Origin of the sequence: Streptomyces sp. NBC_01750, assembly GCF_035918095.1 — a bacterium.
GTDB lineage: Bacteria > Actinomycetota > Actinomycetes > Streptomycetales > Streptomycetaceae > Streptomyces.
Window position 1 is genome coordinate 6728521 of the sequence record NZ_CP109137.1, and the last position, 21666, is coordinate 6750186.

A 21666-nucleotide genomic window follows, 5' to 3' on the forward strand; every position below is an offset into this window, starting at 1 on the left:
GGCCCTCGGCCGTCGACCGGAAGCGCCACCGGTACCAGCAACAGCGTCAGCAGAAGGAACAGCCCATGAGTCTGCAGCCTGGTGATGCCCTCACCTCACATAATTTTGGCCTTCAGATCGACGGCGTCATGGTCGAGTACCTCCAGGAGGTCAGCGGCCTGGACATGACGCAGGACGTCATCGAATTCCAGCAGGTCTCGTCCAACGGCCAGCCCATCACCAAGAAGCTGCCCGGCGTGAAGAAGGCCGGGGAAGCGACCGTCGTGCGTGGTATGACCCAGTCCGCTGCCTTCAACGATTGGATCAACGCCTCGGTGAAGGGCGACATGGGATCTGCCCGTAAGAACGCCAGCATCCTGGTGATGGACTACCAGAACAACCCGGTGAAGCGTTACCACCTGCGCAACGCCTGGTGCAGCAAGATCTCGGCCAGCACGGTCAAGGCCGGCGAGGCCTCCGCGCTCACCGAGTCCGTGACCATCACTTACGAAGAAATGGTCATGGAGTAATGCGCCGGGGAACGGCCACCGGTCCTGCCGCCGCGTCCGCCTTCGCGGCGGCGGAACCAGCGGCGGAACCGGCGCCGGTACGGCAGCAGTTGCGCACCGAGTTCACGTTCGAGCTGCCGCGCGGGTACGTGGACGACACGGGCACCGTGCACCGGGACGGGGTGATGCGCCTGGCGACCGCCCGGGACGAACTGATCCCGCTGCGGGATGTACGGGTCCAGGAGAACCCCGCGTATCTGTCGGTGGTGCTGCTCGGCCGGGTGATCACCCGGCTGGGCACCGTGGCACACATGCACGACGGCGTCGTGGAGAACATGTTCGCCTCCGACCTCGCCTTTCTTCAGGACTTCTACCGTCAGGTCAACGCCGAGGGCCACACGCGTGCCGGGGTGTCCTGCCCGCACTGCGAGCAGCCGTTCGAGGTCGAGCTCGGCGGGAGCCGCCTGGGGGAATCGTGATGTACGCGACCGACCGGATTCATGAGGAGATCGCGTACATCGCCTACCACTTCCACTGGAGCCTGGAGGAGATCCTGGACCTCGAACACCGGGAACGGCGGCGTTACGCGGAGCAGATCGCCACGCTTGTGACACGTGGGGCGGCGGAGCGGTAATGGGCATCCTCGACAGGTTCCGCGGCCGGGGCCAGGACCGGGACGGCACGGCATCCGGTGCCGTACCGGCCCCGGAGACTTCCGGCACCGGTGCCGACGCTTCGGCTGCCGGTCCTTCGGCTGCCGGTTCTTCCTCGGGCACCGGGCGCGGATGGGCCGGTCTGCCGACGATCCAGCGCGCGACGGTACCCGTGGCGCGGCAGGTGGTCGCGACCTCCGACTTCGCGAGCACCCTGGCCTCGTGGCAGAACCCCTCCTTCGTGGGGACGCTCTCGCACGCCGTCCTCGACGGCGCTCCGACCGGGCTGATCAGGGATGCCCTGGCGCCCGCCGCAGGGGGAGTCTCCGGGGGCCTCGGCGAGCCCACGCTGTCCCTGCCGGTCGCCGTGGTCGATGGCGGGGGAGGCGAGGGCGGAGCTCCCTCGGTCCAGCGCGCGACGGGTCTGCGGGCCGTGCCGGTACGGCCCCGGTCGGGCTCATCGCCCTCGAGGCTGACCAGCGCCCCCGCTCCGAGCGCGGTGCAGCGCCGGGTGCTCCCGACCGTGGTCCCGGCGCAGCCGCCGGTACGGCCGGAAGTGTCGCGTACGGCACCGTCGGGCAGTCCTGGTGGGTCAAGCAGTCCGGGCGCTCCGGGCGCTCCGAGTAGCTCACGCAGTTCACGCAGTCCGAGCGGTTCGAGCAGTCCGGGCGTTTCGCAGCCGCCGCGTCCCATGGCTGCGGACCGGGGCACGAACCCGGGGCAGGATTTTCCGGCTCTTTCTGTTCCTTCGCCCGGGCAGGCCGGGCACTCCGGCTCCTCTGATTCCCCTGGTCCTTCCGGTTCCTCCGGCCTTCCGGTAGCTCCGGCATCCGTTCAGCGACGCGCGTCGCGTGTGCCGGGCCGGGTGGCCGGGCTCGGAACACCTACCAGGGCCGGTGAAACGAGGCCCACCATGGGCGCGTCCACGCCTTCTGCCTCTCGTCCTTCCCCGGCATCCTCTGCCGCCTCTTCGTCTTCCTCTCCTTCTCCGGACCCGGGGCCGTCAGCGCCGCCGCCGGGCCGCCGGTCACTGCTGGGCGCCCCCTTGTCCGCACCGCCCGCGGGTGCGGTGCCGCTCACCGCCACCGGCGGTGGCGCTGACGTCCGGCGGAAGGGGTCCGGCCCGGGCACCGGTGGCGGTCCCGCGAACGCCGCGGCGCTGACGCCAGGTTCGGCTTCCGCCCCGGGCGAGCGGCCGGTGACGGCCGGGAGTACGGGCGCGGACCTTCCGCCGCTTCAGCGGTCGTCGGTGGCCGGTGGCGCATCCGGGCCGAGCGCTGCCGGTGGACAGTCGAGCGGCCCGACGGATGCCCTTCCGGTGCAGCGGCCCGCGACCTCCACGGGGGCTGACCGAACGCCAACGGCCGTGACTCCGGATCCCGTCGCCGGTCCCGGCGGCGCAGTTCCATCGATACGGCAGTCGTCCACGGCCGCCGGCTCCGGGACGCGCGGTTCGTCAGGCAGTCCCGCGACCGGTCCACCGGCCGGTCCGGGTGCCCTTGTTGTGCAGAGGCTTCCTGGCGCCACCACGTCGGGGGCGGGTTCCGTAAGTGGTCCTGGTAGCGCTCGCGCGCTTCCGATCGCTCCGCAGGTGGGCTCGGCACGGTCGGTCGCGGCTGCCGGGTCCGCGTCGGATCCGGCGGACGCAGGACTGTCTGTGCAGCGGTCAACATCGAGTGTGAACAAGGCCGTTGCGCCAGCGGACCCGGGTACGCAGCCGGTACGGCCGACGCAGGTCGGTGGTTCCTCGGTGAGCGGTACGCAGGCCGGTCCTGCGGGTCCCGCACCGGTGAACCTGCCGCGTGCCGCCTCCTTGGGCGTTTCCGCGGCCTCCGGCGCTGACCTGCCACCGGTGCAGCGGTCGTCGGCCGGCATCGAGCCGTCGGCGGGTGCGCCGCCGGTCCGGCAGACACGTCCGGTTCCGCCAGCTCCGCTGGTGGGTTCGGTGCGGCCCATGTCGGGGGCTGCCGGGTCCGGCTCGGGCGCACCGGCCGAGGCTGTGCCGCCTGTGCAGCGTTTGTCCGCCGCTCACGATGTCTCCAATGATAGGTCCGCAGCGGCCGGTTCGCCCGTGCGAGGCTCGGCGCCCGGCGCCGCGCCCGTGGCTCCCTTGCCGGTGGGTCCGGCAACCGCTGTGCCGTCGGCACTGGGGAAAGGTTCCGGAGTGGTGCAACGGGGTGTCCGTGCTCCCGGTGCTCCTGGTGCGTCCGCGGTCGCCGGCTCTCCCGCCGCCGTACGCCCCCTGGCCCCGGCGCGGGCGGTGCCGCTGACGCCCGCGGCGGCGAGGGGCACGAAGGCGGTTCCGCTGCGCCGCGTGACGACGGCCGGTGCGGTCGGCGGCAGGGCGGTACAGCGTTCCGTAACAAGCCACAAAGCCGCCGTTGCTTCGGAATCGGCGTCGGCATCGGCGTCGCCGACAGGAGCCACGCCCGCGCCGGGATGCTCACCGGTCCCGACTGCACCCGCACCCCTGGCCTCACCGGCACCCGTAGCCACACGGGCATACGCGCTCGGAGCCGTTTCAGCACCGTCGCTTCCCGTCCAGGCCCCCAAGGCCGGTGCGAACGCGGCAGATATTGCGCCGGTGCAACGCAGCACCGACGGCACAAGGTTCAGCGGTGTGGCCGAGGCGTTCCCCGTCGTCCAGCGTTCGCAGGCGCAGGCCCTGGTTCCTGGTGCGGCCGTACGTCCAGCGAGCGGTCCGCCCGCGCGTATCCCCGACACCGGCCCGGCCGAGTCCGGTACCGGGACAGGGACCGGGTCCGGTACCGGGTCCGGTCGGGTCGTGCAGCTCGCCGTCGCGGCGCCCGCGCCGCCCGTGGCGTTGCCCGTGCAGCAGGCGCCCGCGACCCCGCCCGTGGCATCCCGACTCCCGGCGCCCCCCGCGCCGCCACGGGCGTCCGCTCCCCGCCCGGCGGAGCAGCGGCCCGCACCCGTCACGGTCCAGCGCACCGGCCGCGGTGGTGACACGCCGACCGGGGGCAGCCCGCCCCCGCCCGGCGACCCGCCTCCGTCCGGCGGCCACAGGCCGAACAGCACCCGGCGCGACTCCGGTACGGGGACGGCCGGCGCCGTGTTCGACGCCCGCCATCTGACCGACGGTCAGGTGGACGAGCTGACCCACCGGTTGATCGGCCCGATGACCCGGCTGCTCCGTACGGAGCTGCGCCTCGACCGCGAACGGATCGGCAAGCTGCGGGACCCGCGCCGCTGACCGCCGAGCCACAGACCCGCCCCACGCCACCCCGAACCACCCGCAGGAACGCAGGAAGCAGGAAGGCCACCCGATGCCCAAGGACCTGGATCCCGGCTCCACCATTTTCTTCAACCTCACCATCGACGGTGAGAGCCTGGGCAACTTCAACGGCTGCGACGGCCTCTCCTCCCAGGTGGAGATCGAGCAGCGCCAGGAGGGCGGCAACAACGGCTTCGTATGGCAGCTGCCCTCCCGCGTCAGCTTCTCCAACATCACGCTGACCCGTCCCCTCACCCCGGACACCGCCAAGGTCGCGGCCTGGATCTCCTCCGTCACCAGCGGCGTGGTCCGTCCCACCGCACAGATCGCCGCCCTGCGTGCCGACGGCTCGATCGTCGCCCGGTGGGGGCTGATCGACGTCCTTCCCGTGAGCTGGCGGGGCCCGTCCCTGGACCCGTCCAGCCCGGCCGTGGCCACCGAGGTCCTGGAGATTGCGCACCACGGCTTCACCGACGCGGGGGCGGCGTAAATGGCGGCGAAGGGCGGCGGCGCGGGCAAGGGCGGCGGCGGAAAGGGCGGCGCGGGCAAGAGCCTCGTACGGGCCACGCTCGCCATTCACCAGCCACCCATCGGCTACAGCACCAAGCCCGGCGCGCTGATCAGCACCTTCCAGTTCGACTTCAACCCGTCCCAGCTGGCGCTGAGCCGTAGGGCCCAGTGGAAGACCACACCCACCGCGGCCGTGCGCGACGGCGCGGTCCCGGAGTTCATGGGGCCCGAGCCACGTGAAATGACGGTGGAGGTCTTCCTGGACCGTTCCGACAGGCCGGACAGCAATGAAGTGCGCAAGAACGTCGAGTCGCTCTTCTCCTGCTGTGAGGTGACCGCCGCCAGCATCGCGGCGAAGCAGCCCTCGACCCCGTGGGTGGTTTTCGAGTGGGGGGCGTTCTCGACCGCCCGCTTCACCGCCTATGTCAGCGCCGTGGAGGCCTCGTACACCCTCTTCGGCACCACCGGCGTGCCCATCCGTGCCACCTGCCAGGTGCACCTGCACGAGATCCCGAACAAGACCGCCGGCCAGAACCCCACCTCCGGCGCGCTCACCGCCCGGCGGGTGCACCGGGTCGTGGCGGGCGACTCGCTCCAGTTCCTCGCGTGGCGTGAGTACGGGGATGCCACCGTCTGGCGCACGATCGCCGAGGCCAATGGGATCGACAACCCGGCGCAGCTGTCCCCCGGCCGTGAGCTCATGCTTCCCGCCGTCGAAGAGGTCGGCCTCTGATGACCCTGATCGGCTACTCCAACGTCTTCGACGTCAAGATCCGCGGCAAGAATCTCACGCCCACCGTCGCCAAGCTGCTCGTCGCGGGCTGGGTCGACCTCGGCGCCGGGGTGCCCGGCGCGTTCGAGCTCACCTTCCGCGATCCCAAGCGGAAGGTGCTCAGCGAGGCGGACATTTCGATCGGCGCGCCCGTGGTCGTGGCTCCCGTGTCGGACGGCCAAGGCGCGCAGATCCCGCTGTTCACCGGTGAGGTCACCGGCCTGGAGAGCGACTACGACGGCACCGGTACGTTCACCGTCGTACGCGGCTACGACCGGGGCCACCGGATGCTCAGACAGCGCCGGGTGGCCGCGTACCGCAACATGACCGCCGCCGACATCGCGCGCAAGCTGGCGGCCAAGTGCAAGGTCCCGGTGGGAAAGGTCGAACGAACCAAGGGCATCTACGAGTTCATCACCCAGGCCAACGTCACCGACTGGGATTTCCTGTCCCGGCTCGCGGACGAGAACGAGATGGTGATGTCCATCGACTCCAAGGGCAAATTCCAGTTCGCCAAACCCGATCCGGCGTCCGGCGCGCCCCCGGTGAGCACCCCGGGCGACAGGAGCCCGTTCGTCCTGGAGGCGGGCACCGACATTCTGCGCTGCCGCGCCGCGGTCACCTCCGCCGACCAGGTGTCCAACGTCCAGGCGCGCGGGTGGGACGTGACGACCAAGCGGGCCCTCACCGCGCAGGCGCCCGCCAAGACCAACTCCGGCCTCACCATCGGCACCACGCCCGGCAAGGCCGCCTCCTCCTTCGGCATGGCCACGCTCGTGGAGACCGACACCCCCTACGACAAACAGGGCGAGGTCAAGCACGCGGCCGACTCTCTCGCCGACGACGTGACCGGGGCTTTCGCCGAGCTGGAGGTGACCGTACGCGGCAACCCCAAGTTGCGGCCCGGTGTCCCGGTCGCCCTCGCCGATGTGGGCGCCCCGTTCGAGGGCAAGTACACCGTGACCGCCGCGCGCCACACCTTCGGGGACGGCCGGCACTACGAGACTCTGCTGACCGTCAGCGGCCGGCAGTGGCGTTCCCTGTACGGCCTCACATCGGGCGGCTCCGCGGTGACCTCGCCCAAGCTGCCGAGCGTCGCGAACGCCCTGGTCACCGACATCAAGGACCCTCTCAGGCAGGGCAGGGTCAAGCTGCGGTTCCCCTGGCTCGACGACAAGTACGTCAGTGACTGGACCCGTACGGTGCAGTTCGGCGGGGTGAAGGGCGGCGGGGTGATCGCCCCGGACGTCGGCGACGAGGTGCTGGTGGCGTTCGACCGCGGCGCCCTGGACCACCCGTACGTCATCGGCGGCCTCTACAACGGCAAGGACAAGCCCGACCCCCTCGATGTCCCGCTCTACGACCGCACACGCGGCAAGGTCACCCGGCACACCCTGTCCGACCGCAGCGGCAACCGCGTGGACCTGCTCGACCAGCGTCCCGGCCTCAAGCGCGGGGTGCGGCTCAGCACGGGTGACAACCGGCTGACCATCAACATGGACCGTACGCGCACCAGCATCACAGTGGACAGCAAGGGCAGCGTCACCATCACGGGGACCCGGTCGGTGTCCGTCGAGGCGGGCGGGAATCTGTCGCTGACGGCGGGCGGCCAGCTGTCGCTCAAGAGCGGGGGGCTCCTCAGCATCACCGCGGGCTCCGCTCTCAACCTCAAAGCGGGCGGCGCGGCCAGCATCAACGCCACGGGTGCCCTGAACATGAAGACCCTCGGCGTCGTGTCGCTGTCCGCGGGGCCCAGCCTCCAGCTGACGGCGGCCGTCAACATCGGCATCCGGGCAGGCTCGATCACATCGATGGGTCTGCTCTCCTCCAACGGGAAGCCGGTGATCTGATGGCAGAGCAATTCGTCGGCTCCGGATGGGCGTTCCCGCTGCGTGTCAGTCCTACCGGGGGCATCGCCCTGGTCAGCGGTGAGCGTGAGATCGAGGAAGCCATCCGCCTCGTCCTGGCCACCGCGCCGGGCGAGCGGCCGATGCGCCCCGAATTCGGCTGTGCCATCCACGACATGGTCTTCGCCCCGGTCAACGAGGCCACCGCGGGCCGCATCCAGCACGAGGTGTACGCCAGCCTCGACCGCTGGGAGCCGCGTATCGACGTGGACGACGTGGAGGTGAGCGCCGGGGACGAGCAGGGCGTGCTCTTCATCGACGTCCGTTACTCGGTCCGCGGCACCAACAACCCGCGCAGCCTGGTCTTCCCGTTCTACGTCATCCCCTCCCACGAAGAGCCCGACGAGCAGCTTGGAAGCGAACGCTGATGGCACTGCCCTCCCCGAATCTCGACGACCGCCGCTTCCAGCAGTTCGTGGACGACGCCAAGCGCTATATCCAGCAGCGGGCGCCGGAGTGGACCGATCACAATGTCTCCGACCCGGGTGTCACGCTGGTCGAGACGGTCGCGCACATGGCGGATCAGGTCGTGTACCGGCTCAACCGCGTGCCCGAGAAGAACCATCTCGCCTTCCTCGACCTCATCGGGATCACGCTCTTCCCGCCCTCCGCCGCCCGCGCCGACGTCACGTTCTGGCTGTCCGCGCCGCAGGAGCAGCCGGTCCTGCTGGCCGCCGGGACCGAGGTCGCCACCGCGCGCACCGAGAGCGAGGAGGCGGTCGTCTTCGCCACCGAGCGTCAACTCGCCGTAGTTTCCTGTGAGTTGTCGTATTTCGTCGTCCAGTCGGACGGGGAGGAGGCGGCCGACCGTACGTCGGACCTCACCGAGGGCAAGGACGTGCTGTGCTTTGCCGAGTCCCCGCGGCCCGGCGACCGCATGCTGTTCGGGCTCAGCGCGGCCGTACCGCACTGCGCGGTGGCACTGACGCTCGACAGCCAGGTGGACGGTGTCGGCGTGGACCCCCGGCAGCCGCCCCTGGCGTGGGAGGCGTGGACCGCGGACGGCTGGGCGGCCTGCGAGGTCGACCGGGACACCACCGGCGGCCTCAACCGCCCCGGCGAGGTCGTGCTGCACGTCCCCGGCGGCCACACCCTCTCCCGCGCCGGGCGGCGCGAGGCGGGCTGGCTGCGCTGCCAAGTCACCGACCCCGAGCCGGGCCAGCCGTTCTACACCACCTCGCCCACCATCCGGTCCGCCGAAGCGTTCACCATCGGCGGCACCGCCCCCGCCGTACACGCCGAGACGGTCCGCGGCGAGGCTCTGGGAGAGTCCACCGGGCTGCCCGGCCAGCGGCTGCGGCTCGCCAACGCGCCCGTCGTCGGTGACGTACCCCCGCTGCACCTCCAGGTCGCCGAGCGCGACGGATGGACCGACTGGGCCACCGTCGGCCACTTCGCCGCCTCGGGCCCCGACGACCGGCACCTCACCCTCGACGCGGCCACCGGCGAGATCGCCTTCGGTCCCTCAGTACGTGAACCGGACGGCACCCTGCGCCAGTACGGAGCCGTGCCGCCCAAGGGCGCCTTCATCCGCGCCCGCCTCTACCGCACGGGAGGCGGCAAGGCGGGCAATGTCGCCCGGGGCGCCATCCAGGTGCTGCGCGACTCCGTCCCGTACATCTCCGACGTCACCAACCGCGAGGCCGCGAGCGGCGGGGTCGACGGCGAGACCGTCGAGGAGGCGAAGGCCCGGGCACCCATCGCCCTGAGCGCCCAGGACCGCGCCGTGACCCTGCGCGACTACGAGGAGCTGGCCCGGCGTGCCGCGCCCGAGACCGCGCGCATCACCTGCCTGGCGGCCGATCCGGACGAACACGGCGCCCATGTCGTACGGGTCCTGGTCGTCCCGCAGGCCGTGCCCGACCCGGGTGGACGGCTGCGCTTCGAGCAACTCGTACCGGGCGACATGTTGCTGGGGAGGATCACCCGCTATCTGGACGAGCGGCGCCTGATCGGTACCCGGCTGGCTGTGGGGCCGCCCTACTACCAGGGCATCACCGTCGTCGCGACCCTGCACGCCTTCCGCGGCGCCGACACCGACCGGGTCCGGCGACAGGCCCACGACGCCCTCTACCGGCACCTCGACCCGCTGACCGGCGGAGCGCAGGGCACCGGCTGGCCCTTCGGCCGCCCGGTGCAGGCCGGCGAGGTCTTCGCGGTCCTGCAACGGGTGCCCGGCGTCGAGCTCGTGGACGAGGTGCTGCTCCACCCCGCCGACCCGCTGACGGGCAAGCGCGGTGACCCCACGGAGCGGATCGACCTCGCCGCCCCGGCCCTGGTCTTCTCCTTCGACCACCGGGTTCGCGTGATCGGGGACGCGGCATGAGGGGGTCGGTGGACGGTCTGGGCTCCTCGGCCCCGCTGGGCCCGATGCTGCCCGCCGTCTTTGCCGACGACGACCTGGCGCAGAAGTTCGTGGCCGGGCTCGACGAGGTGCTGGCTCCGGTCCACAACGTGCTGGACTGCCTGGACGCGTACTTCACACCGTCGCTCGCCCCTGCCGACTTCACCCGCTGGCTCGGCGAGTGGGTCGGCGCGGAGACCGAAGGTTTGGACCGCGCGGACCGCGCGGTCGGAGCGGATCGAGCCGGCCGGCCGGACGGACCGGACGGACCGGACGGACCGGGGTGCTCCGGCCGCCCGTATGTGCCGGACCGGTCGCAGGACACGGCCATGCTCCGCGCGGCGGTCGCCGCCGCGGTACATCTGCACCGCATCCGCGGCACTCGGCGCGGTCTGGCCGAAGCGCTACGGCTCGCGTTCGGCGTGGAGCCCGAGATCACCGAGAGCGGCGCCGCCGCGTGGGACGCCCGGCCGCTCGGCCCGGTCCCCGGCGAGCGCCGCCCGCGACTGCACGTCACCGTACGGCTGCCCGACCCGAGCCCCTCCGACGAGCACCGGCTGGAGAGTCTCGTCGCCGCCGCCCGCCCCGCTCACATGCCCTTCACGGTCCAGGTGACCGCTGCCGAAAGGACACCCGACAGGTGACCAGCCAGACCTCCGCCTCTTCCGACGGTGCCCAGCCCTCGAACACCGGCGAGGGCGAGCGCAGGGCCCAGACCTGCGCCGAGTGCGGTACGCGCCCCGCCCCCGGGCAGTCCTTCTGCGACGGCTGTGGTGCGGTCCTCAGCTGGACGCCCCAGGCCGCCACTCGCACGCCGGACCGGACCGAGAGCCGGGGGACGGTTCGGGAGGATGCGAGCGGGGACAGCCGGGAACCGGCTCACGCTCCTGCCCCCGCTTCCGCCACTCAGCCCGGTCACGGGCCTGATCACGAGTCTGATTACGGGCCTGATCACGAGTCTGATCAGGCGCAGGCCCGCGTGGATGACGCCGCCCGCACCGAACCCGTCCCCGCCGTCGGCCCCGACTCCGCGCCGGCCGGCTCCTCCACCGAGGACACCGCCCCGACCGAACCCGTGCCGCCAGCAGCCGACGAGCGGGCCAGGGCGCTGCTCATACCGGTCGCCGACCCGAACCAGCGGGTGACGACGACCCCGGACGTGGCCCCGGTCCTGCCCGGCCGCCCCGCCGCGGCCCGCCCCCGGGCCCAGGGACCCGGCACAGAGCCGGACGAGGAGGGCGGCACCCCCTGCCCGTGGTGCGGCACCGGCAACCGGCCCGGCCGCCACTTCTGCCGTCGCTGCGCCATGACCCTCGCCGGCGGTCCGGGGGGCCCGGCGGCCCGGCGCCTGCCCTGGTGGCGTCGCATGCTGGACTTCCGCAATCGGCCGGCTCCCTGGGCGGGTGACCGCCCGCGCCTGCGTCGGAGCCTGGGCCGGATCGTCACCTTGGCTGTCTGGGGCCTGGTGGCCGCGCTGGTGGTGACCGGGACCTTCTACGCCGACAACGCGTATCAGGCCGCGCGTGACCACTTCGCCAAGCGGGCCCCGGTCGCCCCGGATTCCGTCAAGGCGTCCCGCTCCTTCCGCGGCCACAACCCGGAGCTGGCCTTCGACAAGACCAACAACACCTGGTGGGGCCCCGGTGTCTCCCAGGGTGGCGACGGCGAGTGGATCGAGGCCCGATTCCAGCGGCCCACTCGCCTGCTGGACATTCTCATCACCCCCGGCATCTCCACCAGGGCGGCCGACCTCTCCAAGTCCGCTCTCCCGCACCGTGTGGAAGCCCTGATCACCACCGCCGACGGCAGGACCACCACCCGCAATCTCACCCTCGACCAGGGCGCCGGCAGCCAACGCCGGCCCTTCCGTGTCGGCGAGGTCAGCGCCGTCCGCTTCATCCTGCGCTCCGCCCACGGAGCCGCCGCCGACAAGCAGGTCTCCATCGCCGAGATCGAGTTCTTCGGGCGCTCATCCGGTTCGTAACGTGGTTATCCGGTTCGTCACGTGGTTCGTCATGTGCCACGGACGCCGGGAGGCTGGGACGGGGGTGCCCAGCCTCCCGGATCCGCTCCGCACCCCGTGGTCACCACGACCTCGTGGCCCACGCGGTGCGGTGCCCTGGCCACCGCGTCACCTGTATCGCGCGGCGGGGGCGTGCGCGCGTACACGACAGTGGCCGGGGGGATCTCGGGCTCAGACGGGAGCCGCTCCGTACGCAGGACGCCGGGGCACCGCCGAGTCGGCGCCCGCGCCCTGACGGCGCCGCGGCCGGGTCAGTCGCGCTGACCCGTGACCGGCAGCCGGCCGAAGGTGCCCGCGATGGTCCCCCCGGTCAGCGAGTCGCCGGCGACGATCAGGTCGAAGTCCATCTTCATGGGCATCGGGCGCTCCATGTTGATGGTGAACTGCGCCCGGTCGCCCTCGAGTCGCCCGTCCTCGATGACCACCGTGCTGCCCATGGCGGTCGCGGTGCCGCTGAGCGCGGCGCCGGTCCGTGTGATGTCCACGGTGCCGTGCTGCGGGCCGATGGGCGAGGCAATGGTGATGGACCACTTGCCGTCGATGTTGCTCATGGGTTCTCCATAGGTTGGTGAGTGGCCCGGCAGGGCCGGGTGGGGCTGACGGGTACCCGCCCTGGGCGGCTCAGCGCTGGATCTCCCGCTGAGCCAGGGCGCCGGCGTCGATCTTGAGCTGTACGCCGGTGAGGTACCGCGATTCGTCCGAGGCCAGGTAGACCACGGCGTGGGAGATGTCGATCGGATCCAGCAGCGGAACACCCATGGCGTGGAAGTTCCTGAAGAGCACCTCGGCGTCGGCCTCGGTGGGGTTCTCGAGGTCGGGCCGGTAGGTGCGGTACGTGGACTCGTTCTGCACCATCCGGGTGGCGACGTTGCCCGGGTGGACCGCGTTGACGCGGGTGCCCTTCGGGGCGAGCTGCACGGCGAGCCAATTGACGTAGTCGATGAGCGTCTTCTTGGAGAAGCTGTAGCCGTACCCGCCGGGCCCGGCAACGCCGTTGCCCGCGAGCTCCGGGGCGAGACCGGCGACCGAGCCCATCACGATGATGGACGAGCCGTCGGCAAGATGGGGCAGCGCCGCGTGGACGGTGGAGATCGAGCCGAGCAGGTTGACGTCGATGGTCTCGGTGAACGCGCTCAACGGGCGGTTCATACCGACCGGGCTGATACCCGCGTTGGCGACGACGACGTCGAGCCGGCCCAGCTCCTCCACCGCCTCGGTGAAGGCCCGGTCGAGCGCGGGACGGTCGCGGACGTCGACCTGCTTGACCACGGCGCGCCGTCCGGTCTTCCTGACCAGCTCAGCGGTCTCCTCGAGGTCCGTGCCGGACGCCATCCCGTAGTCGGCGACCGGGATTTCCTGGCAGATGTCGAGCGCGACGATGTCCGCCCCCTCCTCGGCCAGTCGTAGCGCGTGGCTGCGCCCCTGGCCGCGGGCGGCTCCGGTTATTGCGACGACCTTGCCATCGACCCGGCCCATGATTCGCCTCCGTAGGCACTGAAAGAGTTTGCGTTTGCGCGGCGGTGCACTACTGCGAATTCGGACGGCGGCGCAGCCGCGTCGAGTGCGCGCGCCGCGGGGTCCTTTATAGCCAGGGCTTCGCAAAGCGGACGACCCCTAGATTCCCGGTCGGCGCAGACCTAGGGGCCGTCCGGGGGCGCCCGGGGAAGGGCCCCCAGACCTGCGCCGACCGGTGCGCCCGGGTAGGTCAGTCGTGCACCCAGCCGTGGCTTCGGGCCGTGGCCAGCAGCCGTTCGCGCAACTGGGAGATCTGCGCCGCGGTCACCGACGGAGCTTCCGAGATGATGACGTCTGTGAACTCCTGGAGGAGCTCGGCCGACGTCATCATCCCGGCAGCGGAGTCGGTCGCCGGGCCGGCCGGGTGTGCCCCGTCGGCCTCGGCGGACGACATCTGGTCGAGGAGACGGACATTGACGGCCTTCAGGCCCCGCTCGCTCTCGGTGTCCTCGAACTGGACCGGCATGCCGGGGGCGATGAGGTACCGGTCGCAGAGGATGTCGTTCGCGTGCATGAAGGCGTCCTCGCCGGAGGGGTGGCTGACGAAGCCGTAACCGCGAACGCTGTCGAAACTCACTACTCGACCTACAGGCATGGGTTCCGCGCTTTCTGTGTCGTCGGTGTCGGGGACGCCGTGGGCCCTCGGGCTGTCGGGGACGCCTTGCTCGGTCAGCCCTGGCTCAGCTGCCCCGCTGCGTGTCGGCGTCCGTGCGGACGTCCGTGCGGTGGGCGGTGGGGGCGGGGACCGCCGTGGTGCCGTCGGCGCCCTTCACGGCGCCGCTGACGTTGAGCGCGGCCGCCTCCTCCGGGTGGTGTGCGAGGTACTCGCCGAGGCCGGGGAACTCCTCCTCGAAGTCCTCCGGGTAGGAGGCCGGGGCGTGGCGCAGTGTGATCAGCGCCGCGATCGCGACCGCGCCGAGGATCACCACGTTGAGCAGCACGGCGGAGTGCAGGCCCCGCATGAAGGCATCGTCGGCCGCGTCGACGATGGCGGAGGCCAGCTGCCCGGGTGCCGCGGCCGTGGCTTCGAGAGCGCCGCCGAGGGAGTCGTTCGCCGCCGCGGCGATGGACGCCGGGGTGCCCTCGGGGAGGGTGAGCGTGTGCTGGTAACGGTTGTTGAGGATGGTGCCGAGCACGGCCATGCCGAGCGCGCCGCCGAGTTCGGCTGCTGTGGTGGCGAGCGCGGCCGCGGCGCCGGAGCGCTCCTTGGGCGCGCTGTTGACGATGGTGTCCGAGGTGACGGTGAACGTCGACACGGCGCCGATCCCCTGCAGAATGATCGGGATGATGACGATGCCGTAGCTGGTCTCGACCTCCAGCGTGCTGTAGAAGACCATCGCCCCCGCGCCGACGGCCAGTCCGAAGCAGGAGAGCTTGGCCCGGCCGATCTTCGGCACCAGCATCCCGATCACCGGGGCGATGAGGATGGCCGCACCGGCTGGGGGCAGCATCGCGAGGCCCGACTTCAGCGGCGACCACTGATGCACCAGCTGGAAGTACTGGCTGAGCAGCAATGTCGTCCCGATGAAGGCGAACAGGGCGAAGGTGTTGGCCGCGACCGCGCCGGAGAACGCCATGTTGCGGAAGAGTTTGACGTCGATCAGCGGGTGCTCCATGCGGACCTGCTTGAGGCCGAAGACCAGCAGTGCGACGACGCCGATGACCGCGGCGGCCAGCACCCGCTTGTCGGTGAACCCGTCGTGCACCGACTCCTGAATGGCGTAGACGATGCCGACGATGCCGACGATCGAGAGGACCACGCTGACCGGGTCGATGCGCCCGGGCAGCGGGCTGCGGGACTCGGGGACGACGACGACCGCCACCGAGAACAGCAGCACCATGATGGGGACGTTGATCAGGAAGACCGAGCCCCACCAGAAGTTGTTGAGCAGGGGGCCGCCGATGACCGGACCGATCGCCATGCCGCCGCTGATCATGGCGGCCCAGATGCCGACGGCGGTGGTCCGCTCCTTGGGGTCGGTGAAGATGTTGCGGATGATGGAAAGGGTGGTCGGGTACACAGTCGCGCCGGCGACGCCGAGCAGCGCCCGTCCGAAGATGAGCCAGCCCGGTGAGTCCGCGTAGGCGCACAGCACGGAGGCCGCGGCGAACGAGAACGAGCCGGCCAGCAGCAGCTTCTTGCGGCCGATCCGGTCGCCGAAGCTGCCCATGGTGACGAGGAGGCCGGAGAGTGTCAGACCGTAGACGTCCGCGATCCAGAGCGTCTGGCTGGACGTGGGGTGGAGGTCTTTGATGAGCGAGGGAATGGCCAGCTGCAGGACGGTGAGGTCGACGCTCAACAGCAGCGCCGCCATGCAGATCACCACGAGGGCGACCCAGCGGCGCCCGCCGAGTTGCGGCGGCGCGCCCAAGTGGACAGCGGTTGGAGAGGTAACCATCAGAATAGTCTCCGGTCTACGAGGGCGGTAACTGTGTATGCCGTACTCACTTGTGTAGGCTATACACAGAAGCGCGGGGTGGTCAATCGCCTCGCATTCGACAACTGGGGCACTTGTGGCGAAAACGGATGGAACTGACGACTTCTCGCGGACTCTGGAGCTCCTTTGGGGCGACCAGAGCCGCTCGGCCCGCGGGCCCAAGCCGGCGCTGACCGTCGGGCGCATCGTGGAGTGCGCCATCGAGATCGCCGACACGGAGGGCTTCTCCGCGCTGTCCATGCAGCGCGTGGCCGGGGAGCTCGGTTTCAGCACGATGTCGCTGTACCGCTATCTGCCCGGCAAGAACGAGCTGGTCAGCATCATGATCGACGCGGCGCTCGGAGAGCCGCCGGTTCTCTCGGACTCCATCGGCGACTGGCGCGCCAAGCTCGAGGTGTGGGCGCACTGCTACTTCATGGTCCTCAACGACCACCCCTGGGCCGTGCTGGCCGCGACGTTCGGCCGGGCGATGGGTCCCAATGAGCTCGGCTGGCTGGAAGCCGCCGTGTCGGCCCTCGGCGGGACGGCCCTGAGCGGCAGCGAGAAGACCGACGCCGTCGTCGCCGTCAATGGACACGTGCGCAGCTGGGTGCAGTACGCCGCCAACAGCCCGTCCGGCCACACCACCGATATCTCGAACGAGCACTGGGGTGCCACCGTCGCCGACCTGGTACGCAAACACAGCGACCGCTACCCGGCGCTGCTGGAGGCCATGACCTCCGGCGCCTTCGACCCGTCCGACGACAACGGCCCGGCCTTCGGCCTGCGGGTGGTCCTCGACGGCATCGGCGTCCGGATCGCGGAACGCGAGGCGATGAAGGACCGCGCGCGTCCTACATCCCCGCAGTCCTGAGGGGAAGCTGGGCCTGCAGGGCCAGTGTCTTGCGGTCGATCTTCTTGTTCGAGTTGAGCGGGAACTCGTCGAGGTGCCGGTACTCGCGTGGCAGCGCACCGCCGGGCAGCAGATGCTGGAGGTGCTTGACCAGCGTCGACGGCGCGACCCACTCACCGGTGTAGAAGACGACCAGCTCCTGGGAGGTGTCGGCCGGCCGCGGCAACGCGACCGCGTCGCTCACCCCCGGGCAGGAGCGCACCGCGTTGTCGACCTCCGCCAGCTCGACCCGCAGCCCTTTGAGCTGCACCTGCGAGTCCAGCCGCCCCACGTAGCTGTACTGGTCGGCCGAGCGGACCACGCGGTCGCCCGTCCGGTACCAGGTACGCCCGTCCGAGACGAAGAACCGCCCTGCCCCGTCGGCCGGGTCGAGATAGCCGGTGGTCAACTGCGGCCCGCTGATGCACAGTTCGCCGGTCCGGAGGCTCTCCCGGCCGTCGTCGCCCACCATGCGGGCCAGGTGTCCCTCGTGGACGGCGCCGATCGGGACCACCCCGTTGACCGCCAGTTCGGTGGAGACCTGGCTCGACCACCGATGGGCGCTCACCGTGATGGTCAGCTCGGTCGGGCCGTAGAGGTTCTCGATGATGCTGTGGTCCGCCGCCAGCTGCCATTCCTCGGCGTCGCCGCAGCGCAGCGCCTCGCCCGCGAAGAAACTCCAGCGCAGGCCCGGCATCGAGCCGGGTACCAGCCCGCCGGTACGCCGGACCAGCGCGATGGCGCTCGGCGTGGAGAACCACACGGTGACCCTCCGCTCGCGGACGAACGCCGGCAGGTCGAGGTAGGCCGTCGGCGGGACGGGGTGCACGCAGGCGCCCGAGCCCCAGGCGCAGAACAGGTCGAAGATGGCGCAGTCGAAGTTCAGCTCGACGGTCTGGGCGAAGCCGTCGCCCACGCCGAAGTCGTAGCGCGCGTCGACCACCGCGAAGTAGTGCCGGTAGTTGGCGTGCGTCAGCGGCACCCCCTTGGGCCGCCCGGTCGAGCCCGAGGTGAACAGCACGTAGGCGACGTCGGCGGGGTCGGCGGCGGCGGGATGCCCCAGCGCGTCCGCGGGATCGAGGGCCAGAAGGCGGTCGGAGGACACGTCGCCGTCGTCGCCCAGTGCCGGGCACAGCACCGGCAGGTCCAGCCCCGTCTCGCGCACCGTGGCCAGTCCGTCCGGATCGGCGATCACCGCGTCCACCTGCGCCGCCCGGAGCATCTGCCCGATCTGCCCGGCCGGCCACTGCACATGCAGCGGGACGGCGGCCGCTCCGGTGTAGAGCGCGGAGAGCACCCCGGCATAGCCGGTGTGGTTCTTGCCGGCCAGCACGGCGATCCGCCGCGGGCGGCCGGAAAGGCGACTGGTGAGAGTGCCCGCCCACTGCAGCGCCGTGGCGTGCAGCTCACGGTAGGTGTAGTGCTCCCCGGCACCGAGGTGCAGCGCGGGCCGGTCGGGAGCCACGCGCAGCCCGGCGAGGAATCGGTGATGCACCCCGGCGTCCGGAACCGGCTCGATCATCGTGGCCTCCTGCCAGGGTTAGGGGTTGTTGCCGATCGCGGGGCGCCCTTAGGTTGACGCCGAGTTCGCCGAGCAGGAAGGGCCCGACCGTGTGGGATTCCGAGTTCGAGCAGCTGCTTCGCCGGCACACCCCGTTCATCGGGCCGGACGAGCCGCTCACCGAAGACCTGCCCCTGAAGGATCTGGGGCTCGACTCCATGGCGACCGTCGAGCTGCTGGCAGCGCTCGAGTCCGCCTACGGCGTGCGCTTCAGCAACGACGCCATGAGCATGGAGCGCTTCGCCACGCCGGCGCTGCTCTGGCAGACCCTTGCCGAGGTGCGGGCGCCGGCATGAGTGCGGCGCGAGTGTGCTCACGATCGCCCGTATCGCGGTCACCTTGTGGCTGCCGGCAGTCGGCGGGCCGGCGGCACCAGTGCGCGCCGGGGCGTCAGCGTCGTCACCGCGAAGTTGTCGGTGCTGCACCGGACGCGCCCCCAGAGGCTGTCCTGGCCGGCGACGACCAGCTCGGTCACGCCCCTGGCCCGCAGCGCCGCCACCACACTCGGCCAGCGGACCGGCGCCACGATGCCGTCGAGCACCATCTCCCGTACCTGCTCCGCCGTTTCCACCGCGCTGCCGTCGTGATCGTCGACCATCGGCAGTACCGGGTCGGCGAAGACCAGGCGCGCGAACACCTCGCCGGCCACCTCGTCGCGCAGTGCGCCGAAGGACGGCGAGTGCATGGGCGGGCGCATGGTGGCCAGCGGCAGGCCGCCGCGCGCACGCAACTGCTCCACCAGCCAGGGAAGCCGCTCGTCGCGCACCGAGACGATGACGAAGTCCGTGTCGACGTAGCAGGCGACGTCGTGCCACTCGCCGTCTTCCCTGAGCTGCGCGAGGACCCCTTCCACTTCCGCCTCGGGGATCCGGGCGCAGGACTGCGAGACGGTGTCGGCGTACTGCCCGGCGAAGTACCGCTCGACGCAGGCGCCCCACCCCGCGGTCATCCGCACCGCGTCGGCGAAGCCGACCGCCCCGGCGTACACGGCCGCAGGCATGCCGCCGAAGCTCGGCCCGACGACGACGTCCGGCCGCAGCCCCGACCGCTGCTCGGCGTCACGGGCCAGCGCCAGGCAGCCCACCAGAAAGGACACCCGGGAACTTTCGGTGAAACGTCCGTCGTCGGTCTTGTACCGGTCCAGCAGGTGGTAGCCGAGAATTTCACTCGCTTCACCGACGAGTGCCCTGGCTGATTTGTTCAGCATCAGGAATTTCGCGAGATCGGCATATGCCGTGTCGCTGATCCCCGGAAACACAATCGCGGTGGTGGTCGCGTCGCCGTTATCCATATCTCCTCCAGGCGGCCGATTCGCTCCATGCTCACGGCTCGACCAGCCGCTCACGTGTGGTCCTGCCGAGTTTCCTGTCACCTGTTCGGGCGCAGAACCCCTAGCGTCCCCTAAGCCCGGGTAACCGCTTGCAAGAGGCCGAAAAGCACCTGTGGCGACGCCTCGGATTGATTAGCTTCAAGCGCGTGGAACGGTGCCGCGGAATTCACCGCGGGACACCGGCATGCCCACTCGCCGACAGGAGAACCCGTGACGCCGCAGCCTCCGCAATCGCCCCGCTTCGCCTGCGCGACCGACGAGAACGACAACCTGCGCGGTTACCTGCTCGCGGCGGCCGCCACCACGCCGCACGCCCCGGCGCTCGTCGAACGCACAGCAGAGGGCGGCCTGCGCATCTGGAACTATGCCGAGCTCGAACGGCTGGTGGACGACTACGTCGGCGCCCTGGACGAGCTGGGCCTCGACGTCGGCGACCGGGTGGTCGTGCAGTCCAACCACTGCTCGGCGGCCGTCGCCGTACTGCTGGCCTGCGCGACACTCGGCCTGCCGTTCATCCCCGTGTCGCCGGACATGCCCGGCGAGCGGCTCGCGCTGATCGTCGACAGCGCGCGGCCCGCGCTGTTCCTGCAGTACGGCGAGGGCATGCGCGACGGACTGCCCGCCACCGTCGGCACCGGCCGCTTCGGTGACGCCGGGCTGCTCGTCGAGCGGGCACCCCGGACCGGGCCGCGCGTGCGCGCCGGCGTCACACCCACCGACCCCGTCTACATCATCTTCACCTCCGGGACCACCGGCCGCCCCAAGGGCGTGGTGATGACCCACCGGGGAGTGCTCGCCTTCCTGCGCGGCGTACGACGGCTCGGCTTCGTCGCCCCCGGCGACCGGGTCGCGACCACCTCACCGCTGCAGTTCGACTTCTCGCTCGTCGACACGGGAATGGCGCTGGGCTGCGGAGCGACCATCGTCCCGGTGCCGCGGGAGGAACTCGGCTGGCCCCGCCGCTTCCTGGAGTTCCTGGCCGAGGCCGAGGTCAGCCAGGTGCACGGAGTCCCCTCCATCTGGCGGCCCGTCCTGCGCACCGCCGCTGCCGACCTGGCCCGGATGCGCTCGCTGCGCCGAATCGTCTTCTCGGGCGAGGACTTCCCCCTGCCGGAGCTGCGCCGGCTGTCCGAACTGCTGCCGCAGGTACAGGTCGTCAACGGTTACGGCGCGACCGAGTCGATGGCGGCGTCCCTCACCGCGGTGCCCAACCCCGTCCCCGCGACACTGGACCGGCTGTCCATCGGCCGGGCACACCCCGGCGCGGAGATGACCCTGATCGACGACGCCGGCCTGCCGGTGACCGAGCCCGGGGTGACCGGCCAGATATATCTGCGCAGCCCGGCGCTGTTCAGCGGCTACTGGAACGACCCGGCGGCCACGGCCGCCGCGCTCGTCCCCGACCCCTTCGCCCCCGCCTCCGGCCAGATCGTCTTCCGGACCGGAGACCTGGCCTACCGCGGGCCCGAGGGCGAGCTCTACTTCTGCGGGCGCGTCGACTCCCAGGTCCAGGTGCGCGGCAACCGGGTCGAGCTGGGCGAGATCGAACGCCGGCTGCAGCAGCACGAAGGCGTCGCCTCGGCCGTGGTCACCCTCGACGAGCAGGCCGGTGCCGAACCGGTGCTGAGCGCCTTCCTGGTCCGTAAGGACGGCGCCGCCGGTGAAAGCACGACAGCGGCTGGACTGCGCTCCTTCTGCGCCGACTCGCTTCCCTCGTACATGCTCCCGCAGAGCATCCACTTCGTAGACGAAATTCCGCTCACCGGCAATGGCAAGGCCGACCGCCGCGCTTTGCTGGCCGGTATTCCCCGCTGAATTCGCACATGATTCACGCCGGATTCCCCGGCCCCGGCCACGGGGCGGTGCGCGGTGCCGCGCGCCGACCTCCGGTTCCTGAAGGGACCGACGCCCGGATCCCCTTGATCCCGGCAGGGCATAGGGGGAGTCGCCCTATTCGCAGGGGTGGGGCGGATACCGGCCGAAAGCTACCGTCGAGGCGCAAGACGCACCTGTCTTTCC

The 21666-nt window shown here is 71.1% G+C and carries 20 protein-coding genes; 14 read left to right on the forward strand and 6 right to left on the reverse strand.

Features of this window, described 5'->3' with window-relative positions:
* The first annotated feature begins 65 nt into the window (after positions 1–65).
* From OG966_RS30595 to OG966_RS30645, 11 genes are all read left to right on the forward strand, one after another.
* On the forward strand, positions 66–509 hold the full coding sequence (locus OG966_RS30595; RefSeq protein WP_326653189.1) for a phage tail protein: 444 nt from the start codon (positions 66–68) through the stop codon (positions 507–509).
* A complete protein-coding gene (locus OG966_RS30600) occupies positions 509–967 on the forward strand; it encodes a hypothetical protein (protein WP_326653190.1) in 459 nt (152 codons plus the stop codon). Before OG966_RS30595 ends, OG966_RS30600 begins: the two co-directional genes overlap by 1 nt.
* Positions 964–1122: a DUF6760 family protein gene (locus OG966_RS30605; RefSeq protein WP_326653192.1), complete on the forward strand. Its 159-nt coding sequence runs from the start codon at positions 964–966 to the stop codon at positions 1120–1122. Before OG966_RS30600 ends, OG966_RS30605 begins: the two co-directional genes overlap by 4 nt.
* Before the next feature lie 2603 nt (positions 1123–3725).
* Positions 3726–4355 carry a hypothetical protein gene (locus tag OG966_RS30610; protein ID WP_326653193.1) on the forward strand — a complete coding sequence of 210 codons (630 nt, stop codon included), beginning with the start codon at positions 3726–3728 and terminating at the stop codon, positions 4353–4355.
* A 73-nt stretch (positions 4356–4428) separates the two neighbouring features.
* Positions 4429–4866: a phage tail protein gene (locus OG966_RS30615; RefSeq protein WP_326653194.1), complete on the forward strand. Its 438-nt coding sequence runs from the start codon at positions 4429–4431 to the stop codon at positions 4864–4866.
* On the forward strand, positions 4867–5619 hold the full coding sequence (locus OG966_RS30620) for a CIS tube protein (RefSeq protein ID WP_326653195.1): 753 nt from the start codon (positions 4867–4869) through the stop codon (positions 5617–5619).
* On the forward strand, positions 5619–7508 hold the full coding sequence (locus OG966_RS30625) for a VgrG-related protein (protein ID WP_326653196.1): 1890 nt from the start codon (positions 5619–5621) through the stop codon (positions 7506–7508). The genes OG966_RS30620 and OG966_RS30625 overlap by 1 nt, the downstream gene beginning before the upstream one ends.
* A complete protein-coding gene (locus OG966_RS30630; RefSeq protein WP_326653197.1) occupies positions 7508–7933 on the forward strand; it encodes a GPW/gp25 family protein in 426 nt (141 codons plus the stop codon). The genes OG966_RS30625 and OG966_RS30630 overlap by 1 nt, the downstream gene beginning before the upstream one ends.
* Positions 7933–9891: a putative baseplate assembly protein gene (locus OG966_RS30635; protein WP_326653199.1), complete on the forward strand. Its 1959-nt coding sequence runs from the start codon at positions 7933–7935 to the stop codon at positions 9889–9891. The genes OG966_RS30630 and OG966_RS30635 overlap by 1 nt, the downstream gene beginning before the upstream one ends.
* Positions 9888–10553, forward strand: coding sequence for a phage tail protein (locus tag OG966_RS30640; RefSeq protein ID WP_326653200.1), 666 nt, complete (start codon positions 9888–9890; stop codon positions 10551–10553). The genes OG966_RS30635 and OG966_RS30640 overlap by 4 nt, the downstream gene beginning before the upstream one ends.
* Before the next feature lie 335 nt (positions 10554–10888).
* The gene (locus tag OG966_RS30645) at positions 10889–11893 is read left to right on the forward strand and encodes an NADase-type glycan-binding domain-containing protein (RefSeq protein ID WP_326653201.1); all 1005 of its coding nucleotides are present in this window, start codon (positions 10889–10891) and stop codon (positions 11891–11893) included.
* A gap of 290 nt (positions 11894–12183) precedes the next feature.
* Here OG966_RS30645 and OG966_RS30650 read toward each other — a convergent pair whose 3' ends face one another.
* From OG966_RS30650 to OG966_RS30665, 4 genes are all read right to left on the reverse strand, one after another.
* A complete protein-coding gene (locus OG966_RS30650; protein ID WP_326653202.1) occupies positions 12184–12483 on the reverse strand; it encodes a hypothetical protein in 300 nt (99 codons plus the stop codon).
* Between the two features lie 70 nt (positions 12484–12553).
* A complete protein-coding gene (locus OG966_RS30655) occupies positions 12554–13408 on the reverse strand; it encodes a mycofactocin-coupled SDR family oxidoreductase (RefSeq protein WP_326653203.1) in 855 nt (284 codons plus the stop codon).
* A 229-nt stretch (positions 13409–13637) separates the two neighbouring features.
* A complete protein-coding gene (locus OG966_RS30660; RefSeq protein ID WP_326653204.1) occupies positions 13638–14024 on the reverse strand; it encodes a cold-shock protein in 387 nt (128 codons plus the stop codon).
* Positions 14025–14127: 103 nt separating this feature from the next.
* The gene (locus OG966_RS30665) at positions 14128–15846 is read right to left on the reverse strand and encodes a DHA2 family efflux MFS transporter permease subunit (protein WP_326653205.1); all 1719 of its coding nucleotides are present in this window, start codon (positions 15844–15846) and stop codon (positions 14128–14130) included.
* Between the two features lie 115 nt (positions 15847–15961).
* On the opposite strand from OG966_RS30665, the gene OG966_RS30670 reads away from it, so the two are divergent.
* Positions 15962–16738, forward strand: coding sequence for a TetR/AcrR family transcriptional regulator (locus tag OG966_RS30670; protein WP_326653206.1), 777 nt, complete (start codon positions 15962–15964; stop codon positions 16736–16738).
* Here the strand turns inward: OG966_RS30670 and OG966_RS30675 are convergent.
* A complete protein-coding gene (locus OG966_RS30675; RefSeq protein WP_326653208.1) occupies positions 16719–18278 on the reverse strand; it encodes an AMP-binding protein in 1560 nt (519 codons plus the stop codon). The two genes, OG966_RS30670 and OG966_RS30675, sit on opposite strands and share 20 nt — an antisense overlap.
* A gap of 89 nt (positions 18279–18367) precedes the next feature.
* Here OG966_RS30675 and OG966_RS30680 point away from each other — a divergent pair, with 89 nt between their 5' ends.
* Positions 18368–18613 (forward strand): acyl carrier protein, encoded by a 246-nt coding sequence (locus tag OG966_RS30680; protein WP_326653209.1) that lies wholly within the window; start codon positions 18368–18370, stop codon positions 18611–18613.
* Between the two features lie 38 nt (positions 18614–18651).
* Here OG966_RS30680 and OG966_RS30685 read toward each other — a convergent pair whose 3' ends face one another.
* A complete protein-coding gene (locus OG966_RS30685; protein ID WP_326653210.1) occupies positions 18652–19608 on the reverse strand; it encodes an ACP S-malonyltransferase in 957 nt (318 codons plus the stop codon).
* A 249-nt stretch (positions 19609–19857) separates the two neighbouring features.
* Here OG966_RS30685 and OG966_RS30690 point away from each other — a divergent pair, with 249 nt between their 5' ends.
* Positions 19858–21462 (forward strand): AMP-binding protein, encoded by a 1605-nt coding sequence (locus OG966_RS30690; RefSeq protein ID WP_326653211.1) that lies wholly within the window; start codon positions 19858–19860, stop codon positions 21460–21462.
* Positions 21463–21666: the final 204 nt, after the last annotated feature.

Bases quoted from the DNA above. Each gene is read 5' to 3' on its own strand.
- OG966_RS30595 (WP_326653189.1), top strand. From the start codon at position 66: ATGAGTCTGCAGCCTGGTGATGCCCTCACCTCACATAATTTTGGCCTT.
- OG966_RS30600 (WP_326653190.1), top strand. From the start codon at position 509: ATGCGCCGGGGAACGGCCACCGGTCCTGCCGCCGCGTCCGCCTTCGCG.
- OG966_RS30615 (WP_326653194.1), top strand. From the start codon at position 4,429: ATGCCCAAGGACCTGGATCCCGGCTCCACCATTTTCTTCAACCTCACC.
- OG966_RS30620 (WP_326653195.1), top strand. From the start codon at position 4,867: ATGGCGGCGAAGGGCGGCGGCGCGGGCAAGGGCGGCGGCGGAAAGGGC.
- OG966_RS30625 (WP_326653196.1), top strand. From the start codon at position 5,619: ATGACCCTGATCGGCTACTCCAACGTCTTCGACGTCAAGATCCGCGGC.
- OG966_RS30630 (WP_326653197.1), top strand. From the start codon at position 7,508: ATGGCAGAGCAATTCGTCGGCTCCGGATGGGCGTTCCCGCTGCGTGTC.
- OG966_RS30635 (WP_326653199.1), top strand. From the start codon at position 7,933: ATGGCACTGCCCTCCCCGAATCTCGACGACCGCCGCTTCCAGCAGTTC.
- OG966_RS30640 (WP_326653200.1), top strand. From the start codon at position 9,888: ATGAGGGGGTCGGTGGACGGTCTGGGCTCCTCGGCCCCGCTGGGCCCG.
- OG966_RS30650 (WP_326653202.1), bottom strand. From the start codon at position 12,483: ATGAGCAACATCGACGGCAAGTGGTCCATCACCATTGCCTCGCCCATC.
- OG966_RS30655 (WP_326653203.1), bottom strand. From the start codon at position 13,408: ATGGGCCGGGTCGATGGCAAGGTCGTCGCAATAACCGGAGCCGCCCGC.
- OG966_RS30665 (WP_326653205.1), bottom strand. From the start codon at position 15,846: ATGGTTACCTCTCCAACCGCTGTCCACTTGGGCGCGCCGCCGCAACTC.
- OG966_RS30675 (WP_326653208.1), bottom strand. From the start codon at position 18,278: ATGATCGAGCCGGTTCCGGACGCCGGGGTGCATCACCGATTCCTCGCC.
- OG966_RS30685 (WP_326653210.1), bottom strand. From the start codon at position 19,608: ATGGATAACGGCGACGCGACCACCACCGCGATTGTGTTTCCGGGGATC.